General features: G+C 65.4%; 12 protein-coding genes. 8 read left to right on the top strand and 4 right to left on the bottom strand.

Annotated features, from left to right (window positions below):
- Window positions 1–398: 398 nt before the first annotated feature.
- Window positions 399–1070, bottom strand: coding sequence for a transcriptional regulator BetI (gene betI / locus ABIC78_RS10560; RefSeq protein ID WP_169041253.1), 672 nt, complete (start codon window positions 1068–1070; stop codon window positions 399–401).
- A 100-nt stretch (window positions 1071–1170) separates the two neighbouring features.
- Here betI and ABIC78_RS10555 point away from each other — a divergent pair, with 100 nt between their 5' ends.
- Both ABIC78_RS10555 and ABIC78_RS10550 read left to right on the top strand, forming a co-directional pair.
- Window positions 1171–2355: an aromatic ring-hydroxylating oxygenase subunit alpha gene (locus ABIC78_RS10555; RefSeq protein ID WP_502915675.1), complete on the top strand. Its 1185-nt coding sequence runs from the start codon at window positions 1171–1173 to the stop codon at window positions 2353–2355.
- 146 nt (window positions 2356–2501) lie between these two features.
- Complete coding sequence (locus ABIC78_RS10550; protein ID WP_354489541.1) at window positions 2502–4112, top strand: phytoene desaturase family protein; 1611 nt, start codon at window positions 2502–2504, stop codon at window positions 4110–4112.
- A 91-nt stretch (window positions 4113–4203) separates the two neighbouring features.
- On the opposite strand, the gene ABIC78_RS10545 is transcribed toward ABIC78_RS10550, so the two are convergent.
- Window positions 4204–5505 carry an APC family permease gene (locus ABIC78_RS10545; RefSeq protein ID WP_354489539.1) on the bottom strand — a complete coding sequence of 434 codons (1302 nt, stop codon included), beginning with the start codon at window positions 5503–5505 and terminating at the stop codon, window positions 4204–4206.
- A gap of 81 nt (window positions 5506–5586) precedes the next feature.
- Here ABIC78_RS10545 and ABIC78_RS10540 point away from each other — a divergent pair, with 81 nt between their 5' ends.
- Window positions 5587–7188, top strand: a complete 1602-nt coding sequence (locus ABIC78_RS10540; RefSeq protein WP_354489537.1) for a tetratricopeptide repeat-containing sulfotransferase family protein — start codon at window positions 5587–5589, stop codon at window positions 7186–7188.
- Between the two features lie 128 nt (window positions 7189–7316).
- A complete protein-coding gene (locus ABIC78_RS10535) occupies window positions 7317–9902 on the top strand; it encodes a TonB-dependent receptor (protein ID WP_354489535.1) in 2586 nt (861 codons plus the stop codon).
- A gap of 262 nt (window positions 9903–10164) precedes the next feature.
- On the opposite strand, the gene ABIC78_RS10530 is transcribed toward ABIC78_RS10535, so the two are convergent.
- Together ABIC78_RS10530 and pobA are read right to left on the bottom strand one after the other, a co-directional pair.
- A complete protein-coding gene (locus ABIC78_RS10530) occupies window positions 10165–10836 on the bottom strand; it encodes a response regulator transcription factor (RefSeq protein WP_022677389.1) in 672 nt (223 codons plus the stop codon).
- A 172-nt stretch (window positions 10837–11008) separates the two neighbouring features.
- Window positions 11009–12178, bottom strand: coding sequence for a 4-hydroxybenzoate 3-monooxygenase (gene pobA / locus ABIC78_RS10525; RefSeq protein ID WP_354489533.1), 1170 nt, complete (start codon window positions 12176–12178; stop codon window positions 11009–11011).
- A gap of 100 nt (window positions 12179–12278) precedes the next feature.
- On the opposite strand from pobA, the gene ABIC78_RS10520 reads away from it, so the two are divergent.
- The 4 genes from ABIC78_RS10520 (at window position 12279) to ABIC78_RS10505 (ending at window position 15632) form a co-directional block, all read left to right on the top strand.
- The gene (locus tag ABIC78_RS10520) at window positions 12279–13193 is read left to right on the top strand and encodes a helix-turn-helix domain-containing protein (RefSeq protein ID WP_354489531.1); all 915 of its coding nucleotides are present in this window, start codon (window positions 12279–12281) and stop codon (window positions 13191–13193) included.
- Window positions 13194–13232: 39 nt separating this feature from the next.
- Window positions 13233–14366: a cobalamin-independent methionine synthase II family protein gene (locus tag ABIC78_RS10515; RefSeq protein WP_354489529.1), complete on the top strand. Its 1134-nt coding sequence runs from the start codon at window positions 13233–13235 to the stop codon at window positions 14364–14366.
- Window positions 14363–14782, top strand: coding sequence for a nuclear transport factor 2 family protein (locus tag ABIC78_RS10510; RefSeq protein WP_354489527.1), 420 nt, complete (start codon window positions 14363–14365; stop codon window positions 14780–14782). Before ABIC78_RS10515 ends, ABIC78_RS10510 begins: the two co-directional genes overlap by 4 nt.
- 103 nt (window positions 14783–14885) lie before the next feature.
- A complete protein-coding gene (locus ABIC78_RS10505; protein ID WP_354489525.1) occupies window positions 14886–15632 on the top strand; it encodes an IclR family transcriptional regulator in 747 nt (248 codons plus the stop codon).
- Window positions 15633–15661: the final 29 nt, after the last annotated feature.

Here is a 15661-nt window from a genome sequence, read left to right as displayed (position 1 = left end):
GCCACAGCCCGCAGGCGCATTGGTTCGCGCAGCGCCACATTTCACAAATTCGGGCGATGCGCCGTGTGTTGCTCAACGGCGGGCAACCTACCTATCGGGCATTCAGTTCCCCTCGCGTCCTGCAAGTTTGGAAAGACAAGCGCAGGGTGGCGATAATAGCAACGCAGCAGGCATTGATCCGCAATCTTCCTCGGCGGCAGCAAACTAGACGAACTGCCAGATTGATTCAGCAACTTAGCGTGCTTTGGTGAGGACTTGGGACGCGACACTAAGCGGGACCCCGGATCAAGTCCGGGGTGACGGGAATATTTGTAAATTCCGGCCGTTGTTATTCAAAAATTCCCACACGAAGCCACAAAGCCACAAAGGATCGCGTATCTTCGTGACTTCGTGTGAAATTATTCCTTCACCGGCCCACACACCGTGCCCAGAAACCGCCGCGCAATCGCCCCGGCTTCCTCGCTCGAAAAGCACTGCGGCGACAGGCACAGCTCCAGCCACAACCCGTCCACCAACGCCGTCACCGCAATGGCGGCGTGGCGCAAGTCACCCTCGGCCACCCCGGCGGCGCGCAGCAACTGCTCTAGCCGGGCGCGATAGCCGGCATATTGCTCGTCGTGCTGGCGGGCGATCTGTGGCTGGCTGGTCACCAGGCTCCAGAACGCGATCCACGTGGCCAGCAGCGCCGGCTGGGCAATCGGCGCGGTAAAGCTGGCGGTGACGAATGCCTCAAGCTGGGCGCGTGGATCGCTGGGCGCGGCCGCCACCGCCGCATTGAGTGCCTGCGTCACCATGGCATCCACATGGGTATAGGTTTCGGCGATCAGCGCATCGATCCCGCTGAAATAGTGTCCCACCAGCCCAGGCGATACGCCAGCCTCCTGTGCAATCGCGCGCACGCTGGCGCCATTGGCCCCGGCGCGGGCCAGCACGCGCATCGCCGCCTCGATCAGGCTGTGGCGGCGCGCATCGGGTTCGGCCCGGCGTGGCAGCGCGCGATCTGTGGCGGCGGCACGGGCGGGGGTGGCGGCACGCGGAACGCGCCCAGGCCGGGGATCGGCACCTTGCATCTTGCACTTCCCGATGGTTGTTGTACGATCGTTCAATAAGAAATCACGCGGGGAGTCACCCATGGCCGATCTTGCCCTTGATGAACACCGCCATTTGACCATGGCGCAATGCGCCGGTGACGGCGCCGCGCCCGATCCCGATGCCGATTGGAGCCTGCCGGGCTGGATCTATCGCGATCCCGAATTTGCCGCGCTGGAGATGGACCGGATCATCCGCCCCTCATGGCAGATCGTGTGCCACGCCAGCGATCTGGACCAGCCGGGCGCCTGGCGCAGCCTGGCCTATTGCGGCGAGAACGTCATCGTCGTGCGCGGCGAGGACGGTGCCATCCGCGCGTTCCACAACCTGTGCCGCCACCGCGCGATGCGCCTGGTCGACGGCGCGGCGGGCTGCGCGCGCAAGCTGGTGTGCCCCTATCACGCCTGGACCTATGAAACCGATGGGCGGCTGACTGGCGTGCCGATGAAGCGCGATTATCCCGCGCTCGATCTGGCGCAGAACGGGCTGGTGCCAGTCGACCTGGAAATGTGGCACGGCTTTGTCTTCGTGCGGCTGGAGGATCGTGGCTTCCCCTCGGTGGCCGAGATGATGGCGCCCTACGAGGCGGAAGTGGCGCCCTATCGCCTGGCCGACATGCGCCGAATGGGCGATGTGCGCGAACGCAGCCGCGCCGTGAACTGGAAGAACGTCGGCGATAACTATTCCGACAACCTGCACATTCCCGTGGCGCACGACGGTCTCTCGCGCATCTTCGGTAAATCCTACGAGATTTCGGCAGAGCCCTGGGTCGATCGCATGAAGGGCGATCTGGTCGATGCGCCCAGTCCGCATTTCTGGGAGCGGTTCTATCAGACGCACCTGCCGCGCGTGCCGCATCTGCCCGATGTGGCGCAGCGGCGCTGGCTCTATTACAAGCTGTGGCCCAACATGGCGTTCGACATCTATGCCGATCAGGTCGATTTCATGCAGTGGCTGCCGACATCGCCAACCACCTGCACCTTGCGCGAAATGGTCTTCGCCTTGCCCGACAGCGAAACCCCGCCCGAACAGCGGCGCACGATGAAGCTGGTGCGCTATGCCAACTGGCGGATCAACCGCGTGGTCAATGCCGAGGATACCTGGCTGATCACCAACGTGCAGCAGGGCATGCAATCGGCCCGCTATGGCGCCGGCCCGATCGGCCGCAGCGAAGTGTGCCTGCGCAGCTTTGCCCGCAAGATTCGCACCCTGATCCCCGAGGCACGGCTGCATCATCAGCCCGCCGCAGGGTGGAGCAAGCGCTAAACCTTTTCGTCGTCACCCCGGACTTGATCCGGGGTCCCGCTTCTTTTCCGGCGCTGTGCCAGCATTCCAGCTGGACCCCGGATCAAGTCCGGGGTGACGATGCCATCAATAACAGTATCTTTTGATCCCACGAAGGAGCCCACACGATGAGCAACCGCTACGACGCCCTGATCATCGGCGGCGGCCACAACGGCCTGGTCTGTGCATTCTACCTCGCCAAGGCCGGCATGAAAGTGCGCGTGCTGGAGCGGCGCGACATTGTTGGCGGCGCCTGCGTGACCGAGGAATTTCATCCTGGCTTCCGCAATTCCACCGCCAGCTACACCGTCAGCCTGCTGCGCCCGCAGGTGATTGCCGACATGAAGCTGGCCGATCACGGCTATCGCGTGCTCGAACGCCAGATCAGCAACTTCTTCCCGTTTCCCGATACCTATCTCAAGCTGGGCGGCGGTGCCGAGCGCACCCAGGCGGAGTTCGCGCGCTTTTCCCAAAAGGATGCTGCGGCCTATCCGCATTACGATGCTGCGCTGGAAAAGGTCGCACAGGTGCTGCGCGATCTCTCGCTGAAATGCCCGCCCAATGTCGGTGGCGGGCTGCACGCCTTGGCCGCTGCTGCCAAGCAGGGCTGGCCCTTGGCCAAGATGGACGTGGTGGCGCAGCGCGACCTGCTCAATATCTTCACGCGTTCCGCCCGCGATTTCCTCGACAGCTGGTTCGAGGATGATCACGTCAAGTCCGCCTTCGGTTTCGATGCCGTGGTCGGCAACTTTGCCGGCGTGTCCACGCCCGGCTCGGCCTATGTCCTGCTCCACCACGTGTTTGGCGAGGTTAACGGCAAGCTCGGCGCCTGGGGCCACGCGGTGGGCGGCATGGGCGCGATTACCCAGGCCATGGCGAAGGCCTGCGCGCTCGCCGGGGTGGAAATCAGCCTGGAAAGCCCGGTCGACAAGGTTCTGATCAACAACGGCAAGGCCGCCGGGGTCAAGCTGGCGGGCGGCGATGAGCTTTATGCCCCGATCGTGGCCGCCAACGTCGGCCCCGCGCTGCTCTATCGCCAGTTGGTCGATCGCAGCGACCTGGCGCCCGATTTTGCCCGCGCCATGGACGGGTACAAGACCGGCTCGGGCACGTTCCGCATGAACGTGGCGCTGTCGGAACTGCCCGATTTCACCGTGCTGCCGGGCAAGCAGCAGGCTGAACACCACACCGCCGGCATCATCATCGCGCCGGGCATGGACTATATGGACCAGGCCTATGACGATGCGCGCGTGCACGGCTGGTCGAAAAAGCCGATCGTCGAAATCAAGATCCCCAGCACGGTGGACAAGACCCTTGCCCCCGAAGGCGCCCATGTCGCCAGCCTGTTCTGCCAGCAGTTCAGCCCGCAACTGCCCGATGGCCGCAGCTGGGACGATGTGCGCGAGGACGTGGCCGATCACGTGATCAACACGATCACCGAACACGCGCCCAACTTCAAGAACGCGGTGATCGCTCGCCAGATTCACTCGCCGCTCGATCTGGAGCGCAAGTTCGGCCTGATCGGCGGCGATATCTTCCACGGCCGCATGAGCCTGGAACAGCTGTGGGCCGCGCGCCCGGTGCTGGGCCACGGCGATTATCGCGCCCCGATCAAGGGCCTCTACATGTGCGGATCGGGCACGCACCCGGGCGGCGGCGTGACCGGCGCACCGGGCCACAATGCTGCGGCCGAAATCATCCGCGACCGCTCGCTGCTATGGAAAATGCTGCACCGGTAAGCGCGCAACAAAAAGGCCCCCTCCTCTTCAGAGGAGGGGGTTGGGGGTGGTGAGATGTCTCGCGCAAATCATTGAAAAGTAGGACCCCTCATCAAGCCCCGGCTGACGCCATCTTACCCTTCCGCCACCGCACCGCCAGGTAGACCGGCAGCCCCAGCGCCACCAGCACCAGGCCATAGGCAATCGCTTCCAGCCCCAGGCCCCACAGCGCCCAGACGTTGAATGCTGCGGCCAGCACGGCCAGCACTACCACCCAGGGTTCATCGCGCAGCAGGCGCATCGCCGAGGCCATCGTGGCGATATAGGTCAGCATGCCCGCCGCCAGGCTGATCGAGGCGATGAAGGTGAACAGGTTGCCCATGTCGCGGCCATAGTTGAGCAGCGTGATCACCGTCAGCAGGCCCGACGACACCAGATGCGCGTTTATCGGCGTCCCGGCCTTGGTTTCCTTGCCGAACCAGGCGGGAAACAGCCCGTCGCGCGCCATGGCCCAGGGAACTTCGCCCTGGACCAGGATAAAGCCATTGAGCGTGCCGAACGCGCTGATCGCGGCAAAGATCGCCACTACGCCCGAAATATCGCCGCCCAGCCGCCGGCCCAGGAATTCCGCGACGGGCGAGGGGGAGGCGGCCGCCGCGCCCTGTGGCATATAGGCCTGGAACGCCAGTGCGATGCCCAGGTACACCGCGCCGGCCAGCGCCACGCCCCACAAGGTGGCGCGCGGCACCACGCTGCCGGCGTTCTCCACCTTGTCCGATGGCACGGTGGCCGATTCCAGCCCGAGGAAGCCCCAGAAGGTGAGGCCTGCCGCACTGGCAATGAGCGTGGGGGATAGCGGCACGGGCGGCTGCGCCACATGCGGCGTGCCGGTGGCGAACAGCCATAGCGCCAGGCCGATCAGCCCGACCAGCGGCACGAGCTTGAGCACCGTGGTGATCACCTGCACATCGCCCGCGCCGCGCACCCCGCGAATGTTGACCGCCGTCAGCAGCCATACCGCGCCCACTGCGACGGCCGCCGGGGCGCCGGGGGTGTGGCTCAACCACGGCACCAGCAGGCTGAGGTTCGACACCACCGCCACCGCCACCGCGCCGTTGCCCGCCCACAGCATCGTCCAATAGGCCCAGGCTGCGGCAAAACCCGCGCCCGGCCCGAATTGCTGCATGACATAGGCAAACGGCCCGCCCGGCAGCGGCTGGCGGGCGGAAAGGCGGGCAAAGACCGTGGCCATGCACAGCGATCCGCCAATCGTGACCATCCATCCAGCCAGCTGGTTGGCGCCCAGCGGGGCCAGCGTTGCCGGCAGCAGGTAAATCCCCGAACCGATCAGGTTGCCCACCACCAGGGCCAGCGTCATCCAGAAACCAAGACCACGTTTTGCTTTCTCGTTCACGCCGTAAAATCCTCCGGGGTCTGGTAGCAACAGAGACTAACGCTTGATCGCGCGGCGTCACCATGTTTGTTGTGCGGTCTGATGAGCACCGTGACCTTGGCCCCGCGCCCCGCCTATGATCCGCGCCTTGTCGCTGCCGCCGCAGCGATGAACGCCAATGACCTGCCCCGGGCAGAACCGCTGCTGCGCGCGCTGCTCAAGGATGATCCCTTCGATGTGCGCGCGATCCGGCTGTTTGCCGAACTGGCCGGCCGCATCGGCCGCTATGCCGATGCGGAAAATCTGCTGCGCCGCGCGATCGAGCTGGACCCGGCGTTCACCCCGGCGCGCGCCAACCTGGCGCTGGTGCTCTACCGCACCAACCGCGCGGCAGAGGCGCTGGACCAACTTGCGCAAGTGACGCAGGAAGACCCGGAAAACCTCGGCCATGCCAATCTCGCTGCCGCCGCCAATGGCCGCATCGGCGCGTTCGATGCCGCGCTCGCGCTCTACGAACGCGTGCTGGCCGAAGCGCCCGACCAGCCGCGTGTGTGGATGAGCTATGGCCACATGCTCAAGACCGTTGGCCGCCAGGCCGATGGCATCGCCGCCTATCGCCGTGCCCTGGCGCTGATGCCGGGGCTGGGGGAGGCGTGGTGGAGCCTCGCCAATCTCAAGACCGTGCGGTTTGATGACGCTGATATTGCCGCGATGCAGCAGGCGCTCGCCGATCCCGCGCTCGATGCCGAAGATCGCTGGCACCTCGATTTCGCGCTGGGCAAGGCGTTCGAAGATCGCAAGCAGGCGTCCGATGCCTTTGCCCACTATGCTGCGGGCAATGCGCTGCGCCGCCGCCGCATTCCCTACAAGGCCGATGAAACCACCGCGACCGTCGATGCGATGATCGCCACGGCCACGCCAGACCTGTTTGCCGCGCGCGCCGGGGCCGGGTGCGATGCGCCCGATCCGATCTTCATCCTGGGCATGCCGCGCGCCGGCTCTACCCTGGTCGAACAGATCCTGGCCAGCCACAGCCAGGTGGAGGGCACCAGCGAACTGCCCGATATCGCGCAATTGGCGCGCAAGGTGGCAGATTATCCCGCCGGCCTTGCCACCTTGGCGCCCGAAGAACTGCGCGCGATGGGCGAAAGCTATCTGCACACCACGCGCATCCAGCGCCACACCGACCGGCCCCTGTTCATCGACAAGATGCCCAACAACTGGGTGCACGTGCCGTTGATCCGCCTGATCCTGCCGCGCGCGCGGATCATCGATGCGCGCCGTCATCCGCTCGGTTGCTGCTTTTCCAACTTCAAGCAGCATTTCGCGCGGGGGCAGGGTTTCTCGTACGATCTGGCGGACATGGGCCGCTATTACGCCGATTACGTGCGGCTCATGGCCCATGTCGATGCGGTGCAGCCCGGCACCGTGCATCGCGTGATCTATGAACGCATGGTCGATGACACCGAGGCGCAGGTGCGCGCGCTGCTCGATGCCTGCTGCCTGCCGTTCGAGCCGGCTTGCCTGGCCTTCTACCAGACCGAGCGCGCCGTGCGCACCCCCAGTTCCGAACAAGTGCGCCAGCCGATCTTCCGCGAAGGCACGCAGGCCTGGCAGCCGTTCGAGCCGTGGCTCGATCCGCTCAAGGCCGCGCTGGGGCCGGTGCTCGATGCCTATCCTGACGCGCCGCAAACTTATGTCTGAAACCGGCAATGCGTTGCAAAACTGCCACGGTCATCTGTGATCGATTGGTGGAGTTTGTAACCGCTTGACGCACGATCGTGTCGCAGCGCACACCCAACGCACAAGAATTGCAACAGGGTGGGTTAAGCATGCGTATTGCCACGGCGGGTTTCCCGCGTTTTCTGCTGATGACCACCACCGCGCTTCTGGCGCCGGCCAGCATCGCGATGGCGCAGGATGCCGCGCCACAGGCGGCGGCTGATCAGGGCGGTGGCAACGTGATCATCGTTACCGCGCAAAAGCGGTCGGAAAACCTGCAGAACGTGCCGATCTCGATCCAGGCCCTGGGCACGCAAAAGCTTGACCAGCTCAACGTCTCGAACTTCAACGGCTATACCCAGCAACTGCCCACCGTCGTCGCGCAAAGCGCGGGCACGCCAGGCACCAACATCATCTACATGCGCGGCGTCGCCTCGGGCGGGGATGGCAACCACTCGGGCTCGCTGCCGTCGGTCGGCGTCTATCTCGATGAGCAGCCGGTCACCACGATCGGCGGCAACCTTGACGTGCATGTCTACGACATTGCCCGCATCGAAAGCCTCGCCGGCCCGCAGGGCACGCTTTATGGCGCTTCGTCGGAAGCCGGCACGATCCGCATCATCACCAACAAGCCCGATACCTCGGGCTATTACGGCCGCATGGATGTGGAACTGAACAAGGTCCACAAGGGCGGCACCGGCGGCAAGGTGGAAGGGATGGTCAACATCCCGCTGTCGCAGAAGGCCGCGCTGCGCATTGTCGGCTTCTATGAAAAGGATGCCGGCTTTATCGACAACGTGCCCGGCACGCGCAGCTTCGTGCCGCAGCCCGGTGGCATCACCATCAACAACAACCAGTTCGTCAAGAAGAACTATAACGACACCGAGATTTCGGGCGGCCGCGCCCTGCTCAAGGTCGATCTTGACGACAACTGGACCGTCACGCCCGGCCTGATGTACCAGGACACGCGCAGCCACGGTTCCTATGGCTATGATACCTCGCTGGGCGATCTTCAGGTGCAGCATTTCCTGCCCGAATACCGCCGCGATATCTTTGCCCAGGCCTCGCTCACCATCGAAGGTAAGATCGGCAGCTGGGATCTCACCTATGCCGGTGCCTATCTCGATCGCAAGACGTTCTCGTCCAGCGACTACACCGACTACGCCGAAGCCTATGACTCGCTCTATTCCAGTTCGGGCGGCATCGCCGGCTACTTCTATTACAAGGACAACGCCGGCAACCAGATCAAGCCGATCCAGCAGGTGATCGGCCAGGATCACTTCAAGAAGATGAGCCAGGAACTGCGCATCGCCTCGCCCAGCAGCGAGCCGCTGCGGTTCGTGGGCGGCCTGTTCTATCAGCGGCAGTCGAACCTGATCCACCAGGACTACAAGGTTGACGGCCTGGCCGATCTGCTTTCGGTCAACGGCAAGCCCGGCACGCTGTGGCTGACGCAACAGCATCGCGTCGACAAGGACTATGCGGCGTTCGGGGAACTCAGCTACGACATTCTCCCGAACCTGACCGCAACGGCCGGTGGCCGTTATTTCAAGTATGACAACTCGCTGATCGGGTTCTTCGGTTTCGGTCGCAACCCGGCTTATTACCAGTTTGGCCCCAACTATCCGTTCCCTGGCACGCCCAACAATCCGCCGCCCAACGCTGCCGGCTCCACCCAAACTGGCGTGGCGGGCTGCTACACCTCCGATGGCCTCACCCTGCGCAATGCCCAGCTGGCTGGGGAAACCAACATCACCCTGCTGCCGCCGGCGGTGGGCGGCAGCCCGTGCACCAACCTGGGCGATTACGTGAACGGCTCGGTCGTGCCCAAGCGCGCCAAGGGCGATGGCGGCACCTACCGCTTCAACCTGACGTGGAAGCCCGACCGCAATGTCACCGCCTATGCCACGGTTTCGCGCGGGTTCCGCCCCGGCGGCATCAACCGCCGGGCTGACGTCGCGTCTTACAAGCCTGATTACCTGACCAACTTCGAGCTGGGTCTCAAGACCACGCTGTTCGATGGCCTGCTGCGCTTCAACATGGCGGTCTATCAGCAGAACTGGAAGAACTTCCAGTTCTCGTACCTCGGCGCCAACAGCTTCACCGAAATCCACAACGGCCCCGACGCCCGCATTCGCGGCGTGGAATTCGATGCCAACGTGGTCAAGGGCGGCTTCTCGTTCAACTTCGGCGGCGCCTATACCGACGCCAAGACGCGCAAGAACCTGTGCCTGGGTGATGATCCCACGTACCAGTGCAAGGATGTCTTGCCTGACGGCCGGCCCGATGCGGTCTCTGCCACTGCTGGCACCCGCTTGCCGATCACGCCGCAGTGGAAGCTGGTCAGCACCCTGCGCTACACCACGCCGGTTGGTGCGGCGAAGGTTTACGGACAAGCCAACGCAACCTACCAAAGCTCGTCCGCAGCTGACATTCGCAGCCTGTCGTACATCGGCGGCACGACCGACACCTACAGCCCGGCCGCGTCACTCGGCCGGATCAATGCCTTCACGCAAGTCAATCTCGCGCTGGGCAGCGATTGGGACAAGTATTCACTCGAACTCTTCGCCACCAACGTGTTCGACAAGCGCGGCGATCTGGCACGATTTGCCGAGTGCGGTTCCTGCACCCAGCGCACCTATGTCGTGCCCAACCAGCCGCGCACGATCGGCATCCGCGCCGGCGCAAAGTTCTAAGCCAAGCCCCGCAAAAAAAGCCCCCTCCTCTTCAGAGGAGGGGGTTGGGGGTGGTGTGAAGCCAAGCGCTGTGCTGCCCAGGGCTTCGACAAGCTCAGCCCGAACGGGTCGAGGGGAAGGTTGCCCAATCCTCCGTTCGGCCTGAGCCTGTCGAAGGCCACCAGCCCTGCGCCCGCCGGCAAAGGGCTTCGACAAGCTCAGCCCGAACGGAAGCGAGATTACAGAAACCTCCCTCGCTCACCGGCGGCAAAGCCCCCGACCATCACGGCTTGTCCAGCACATATCCCAATGCGCGCACGGTGCGCAGCGGATAGCCCGCGCCGGCATCGCGCAGCGCCCGGCGCAGGCGGCTGACCCAGGCATCCACGGTGCGCTCGTCGATCGGCTGGCCCTGCTTGCCCAGCGCGGCAATCAGCTGCTGGCGCGAAAACACCTGGCCCGGCTGTTCCATCAGATAGCGCAGCAGGCGCAGTTCATTGGGCATCAGGGCAATCGCCTTGTCCTTCCACCGCGCCTGCAAGGCCGTCAGGTCCAGGCTCAGTTCGCCCAGACGCAGCGTGCGGGCCACGGCCTCGCGTTCGGGCAACTGCACCGACAGCACGCGATCCAGCACGGTGCCGCGGTCGATCGGGCCGAGGATATAGTCATCCGCCCCGGCCCGGAGCGCGCGGCGCTTGGCCTCGGCATCGTCTTCTTCCAGCACCATGGTCACATGGGCGGCTTCGGTCTGCATGTCGGCGCGCAGGCGGCGGCACAGTTCCAGGCCAGAAAGCTCGGGCAGCAGCCAGTCGACGAACGCCCAAGGCCGCCCGTCGAGCAGGGGCAGGGGGCCCGAGCCATGCCAGGGGTGAAACACCACCTTGAGATCGCCATGGGCAAAGGGGTCAAGGCCGCCGTCCAGCGGGTTGGTCAGCAGAATGTCGATCTGGCGCATGGGCCTGCCTGTTGGGGGGAAACAACAGTGGCCTTGTGTCCATGGTATGTGACGGCCTTGTGACGATAGGCGGCGATCTGTCACATTCCGGGGAAAATTCGTGTCGCGATGGTCATGTTTGTCCGGCGCAGGGTGGCGGAGAGAGGCCAGCCACCCCGCGTCGGAACCTCGGTCAGACCGGCAGGCCTACATAGTTTTCGGCAATGCTGGTCTGCGCGGCGCGGCTGGTGGAGATATAGTCCAGCTCGGCCACCTGCATCGCCCGCTCGAACGGGCCGTCTTCGGGGAAGCGGTGCATCAGCTTGGTCAAGGACCAGCTGAAGCGTTCCGATTTCCACACCCGCGCCAGCGCCTTGGCCGAATAGCCGGCGATCGCATCGGCATCGTTGTGCTTGAAAAAGCCGCTCAGGGCCTGCGCGGCATAGTGCACGTCGCTCGCCGCCAGGTTCAGGCCCTTGGCACCGGTGGGTGGCACGATGTGCGCGGCATCGCCGCACAACAGCAGGTTGCCATGGCGCATGGGTTCGAACACATAGGAGCGCAGCGGCGCGATCGACTTTTCGATTGAGGGGCCGCGCGTCATCTGCGCGGCGGCATCGGGGCCCAGGCGAATGGCGAGCTCGTCCCAGATGCGCGCGTCGCTCCAGTCCTCGATCTTTTCGGTCAGCGGCACGTCCACGTAATAGCGGCTGCGGGTGTAGCTGCGCATCGAGGCCAAGGCAAAGCCGCGCTCGTGGTTGGCATAGATCAGCTCGTGGTTGCACGGCGGCACGTCGGCCAGGATGCCCAGCCAGCCGAACGGATAGACCCGCTCGTATTCGCGCGCCACGCTGGCGGGAATGGCCTTGCGCGAGGGGCCATGGAAACCATCGCAGCCAACGATGAAGCGTGCGTCCAGGCGCTGTTCGCGGCCGTCGTGGGTGAAGGTGAGGTAGGGCGTATCGCTCTCGATCGCGTGCACCGCCACGTTGCTGGCGCCATAGAGTACCGGCAACCCGCGTTCGGGCGCGGCATCCATCAGGTCGCGCGTCACTTCGGTCTGGCCATAGACGGTGACGGTCTGGCCCGTGAGGTTGGCCACGTCGATGCGGATCAGGCGCTCGCCATCGGCCAGGTTGAAGCCTTCTTCCACCAGGCCCTCGGCCTTGAGCCGGGCATCCAGGCCCAGCCGCTCCATCAGGTTGACGGTGATCGCTTCCAGCACGCCGGCGCGAATGCGGCCCAGCACATAGTCACCGGTCTGGCGTTCCACCACCACGCATTCGATGCCTTCGGCACGCAGCAGGTGGCCCAGCAACAGCCCGGCGGGGCCGGCACCAATGATCGCAACTTGGGTTTTCATCGCGCGTGTCTCTCCCGTGGCGGCCCATCGGGCGGGGCTGCCGTGCCCTGCTTTCTTGACATCGGCAGAGCCTTGCGGGAATGCATGGGGCTGACATAAGATGGCACTTTCAGGACAAGCGATGATCAGCCTGCGCATTCCCAGCTATGCCCTTTACGGTGAGCAGCACGGCGAGCAGCAGGGTGGGATCGCCGCCGGATTTGCCCATATCGAAACCATTGCTGCGCGCTCTTCCTTGCACGATTGGGAAATCCGGCCCCATCGCCATGCCGATTTCGTGCAAGTGCTGCTGGTGCACAGCGGACAGGCGCGGATCACGTTTGACGGGGTGGAACAGGCCCTGGCCGGTCCCTTGGCGGTGATCGTGCCGGCCGGCGTGGTGCACGGCTTCCGCTTTGCCGCCGATGTGGTGGGCCATGTCGTCACCCTCGGCGCCGATTTCCTCGCCCGCGCGCCGGCGCCGGCCGATCCGCTGCGCCGCGCGCTGACCCAGGGGCAGGCCGTCCCGCTCGAGGGGGCGCCGGCGCGCCGCGCGGCCTGGCTCGCGGCCGAAATGCTCGCCCTTCAAGCCGATCACACCACCGGCGATCCGCTGCTTTTGGCCATGGCCGAAACCCTGGCGCGCTGCGTGGCGCAAGGCGCGCCCGATGCTGGCCCGGCGCCCGACACGCGGCTCGATCGCTTTGCCCAACTGGTAGAGGTGCACTTTCGCAGCCATCGCGACCTGGCGTTCTATGCCAGCGCGCTCGGCACCACGCCGCGCACGCTCTCGCGCCTCACCGCGGCGCGGCTGGGCTGTTCCCCCATGGACGTGGTCCACCGCCGCCTGGCGCGCGAGGCGCATCGCCTGCTGCGCTATACCAACGCCACCGCCGCGCAGGTGGCCGCCGAGCTGGGCTTTGAAGATCCATCCTATTTCTCGCGCTTCTACTTGCGCCTCACCGGCCGCCGCCCGGCGCAGGATCGGGCCGGCGCCACGCAATCGGCCTTGCAAGGCGTGGGTGAGCCGCTATGAAATCTTCACAACCGTGAAATAGCGCAAGGGAGAGGCCCCGTGGCCCATATCAAGACCACCCATGTCGGCAGCCTGCCGCGGGGCGAGGAACTCACGCCGCTGCTGCTCGCCCGCGATGCCGGCAAGCCTTATGACGCCGCCGATTTCGATGCCAAGGTCGGCGCGGCAGTGAAGGATGCCGTACGCCACCAGGTGGACGCGGGCGTGTCGATCGTCAGCGATGGCGAACTGGGCAAGGTGGGCTATTCCACCTACATGATCGAGCGGCTGTCGGGCTTTGGCGGGCACATCGATCGCAAGCCGGCGGCTGACCTGGCCGAAGTGCCGGGCCTGGCCAAGAAGCTTTCGGCGATCATGGGTTCCCAGGAATTCGTGCGCGCCTCGTGCATCGGGCCGGTCAAGCTGGTCACGCTCGAACCGCTGCATGACGATATCCGCCGCTTCCGCGCCGCACTCGACGCCCATGGTGGGCCGGCCACGCAGGGCTTCATGAACGCGGCCTCGCCGGGCCTGATCACCGCGTTCCAAGTCAACCGCCACTATCCCAGCCACGAAGCCTATCTGGCCGACCTCGCCGATGCCATGCGCGAGGAATACGAGACGATCGTCAACGCCGGGTTCTTCCTGCAACTCGACTGCCCCGATCTCGCCATGTCGCGCCACACCGGCTACCAGGACATGAGCGAGGCGGATTTCCTGAAAGTGGCCGCCGCCAATGTCGAGGCGCTGAATGCCGCCACGGCCAACATTCCGCCCGAAAAGATGCGCATGCACGTGTGCTGGGGCAATTACGAAGGCCCGCACGATCACGATATCCCGCTTGAACGGGTGATCGATATCGTCCTCAAGGCGCGGCCCTCCACCGTGCTGTTCGAGGCGGCCAATCCCCGCCACGAGCATGAATGGAAAGTCTGGGCCGATGCCAAGGTGCCCGACACCAAGGTGCTGGCGCCCGGCCTGATCGACACCTGTTCCAACTATGTCGAGCATCCCGAACTGGTGGCCCAGCGCATCGAGCGGTTTGCCGCCATCGTCGGCCCCGATCGCGTGGTGGCCAGCACCGATTGCGGCTTCGGCACCTTTGCCGGCTATGGCAAGATCGATCCGATCGTCACCTGGCGCAAGCTCAAGTCCCTGCGCGAGGGCGCCGATATCGCCGGGGCCCGCCTGTGAGCGGGGGTGTGAGTGGCGCGCTGACCGAGGACGAGCGCCGCGCGATCGAGGCCGATTGCGCCCGCCTCATCGCGCTCTACGCCAATCTTAACGACGAGGCGCGCTGGGAAGAGGCCGCCGCGCTCTATGCCCCCGACGGCCTGATGACGCGGCCGACCGCGCCCGATGCGCCGATCGTGGGGCAAGACGCGATCCTCGCCGCCTTCCGCGCGCGCCCGCCGCGCACCACCCGGCACGTGTGCAGCAACGTGGTGATCGACGTGGAAAGCGCCGACAGCGCGCGCGGCACCAGTGCCATGCTGCTGTTCACCGGCGCGCCCGCGCCGCTGGTCGGCTCGTTCCACGATCGCTTCGTGCGCACCCCCCAAGGCTGGCGCTTTTCCGAAAGACGCGGCACCCTCCTCTTCCAACCCTAACCAAAAACAAAAAGCCCCCTCCTCTTCAGAGGAGGGGGTTGGGGGGTGGTGCGAAGCCAAGCGCAAACGCCAAAGCCGCCCCGAACAAAGGACCACCACACCCATGGCCTCTGCCCCGTCAACCTCTGCCCCGGTCAAATCGGCGCTGCGCACGCTCGACGTGATCGAATTCGTCGTGGCCCATGCCGGCGGCGTGGTGGCGCAGGATGTGGCCCTGGCGCTGGGCATTCCGGTGTCGAGCCTGTCCTACCTGCTCGCCACGCTGGTGGAGCGGCAATACCTGGCGCGGGAAGGGCGGCGCTATCTGCCCGGCCCCGGGCTGGAGCGGCTGCGCGTCGCCCCGGCGGCGCTGCCCCTGGCTGACCGCATGGCCCCGCTGGTCCGCGCGCTCAAGGTGGAGCTCAACGAAACCGCCAGCTTCATGGTCCGCGTCGGCTGGGAAGTGGAAGCCGTGGTCACTGAAGCGAGCGACCAGACCCTGCGCTATGCCATCGAACCGGGCGCGCGCCGCCCGCTGCACTGCCTGGCGGCGGGCAAAGTCATCCTCGCTTGGTTGTCAGACGCAGACCTGCACCGCTACTTCGCCGAAAGCACGCGCCTGCCCATGACCGAACACACCCGCATCCGCGACGAAGACCTGCGCGCCGACCTCGCCCGCATCCGCGAAGAGGGCATCAGCACCGCCTGCCACGAAGCCACCCTGGGCATCTGCGGCACCGCCGTGCCGGTGCTGAGCAACGGCCAGATGGTCGGCGTGCTGAGCGTGGCCGTACCGGAAGTGCGCTTCGACGAAGCGCTGGCGGCGCGGGTGCGGAGCGCGCTCAAGCGGGCGGCTGGGGCGGTGGGGTGAGGGTGGTAATTGAAAATAGCCAAGTCGCG

This window comes from Novosphingobium sp. 1529 (assembly GCF_040544855.1).
Classification (GTDB): Bacteria; Pseudomonadota; Alphaproteobacteria; order Sphingomonadales; family Sphingomonadaceae; genus Novosphingobium; species Novosphingobium capsulatum.
The sequence above is the reverse complement of the archived record's forward strand: the minus strand, read 5'-3'. Positions and strand labels throughout refer to the sequence as shown.

Bases quoted from the DNA above. Each gene is read 5' to 3' on its own strand.
- pobA (WP_354489533.1), bottom strand. From the start codon at position 12,178: ATGAAAACCCAAGTTGCGATCATTGGTGCCGGCCCCGCCGGGCTGTTG.
- ABIC78_RS10540 (WP_354489537.1), top strand. From the start codon at position 5,587: ATGAGCACCGTGACCTTGGCCCCGCGCCCCGCCTATGATCCGCGCCTT.
- ABIC78_RS10555 (WP_502915675.1), top strand. From the start codon at position 1,171: ATGGCGCAATGCGCCGGTGACGGCGCCGCGCCCGATCCCGATGCCGAT.
- ABIC78_RS10505 (WP_354489525.1), top strand. From the start codon at position 14,886: ATGGCCTCTGCCCCGTCAACCTCTGCCCCGGTCAAATCGGCGCTGCGC.
- ABIC78_RS10520 (WP_354489531.1), top strand. From the start codon at position 12,279: ATGGCACTTTCAGGACAAGCGATGATCAGCCTGCGCATTCCCAGCTAT.
- ABIC78_RS10550 (WP_354489541.1), top strand. From the start codon at position 2,502: ATGAGCAACCGCTACGACGCCCTGATCATCGGCGGCGGCCACAACGGC.
- betI (WP_169041253.1), bottom strand. From the start codon at position 1,070: ATGCAAGGTGCCGATCCCCGGCCTGGGCGCGTTCCGCGTGCCGCCACC.
- ABIC78_RS10535 (WP_354489535.1), top strand. From the start codon at position 7,317: ATGCGTATTGCCACGGCGGGTTTCCCGCGTTTTCTGCTGATGACCACC.
- ABIC78_RS10530 (WP_022677389.1), bottom strand. From the start codon at position 10,836: ATGCGCCAGATCGACATTCTGCTGACCAACCCGCTGGACGGCGGCCTT.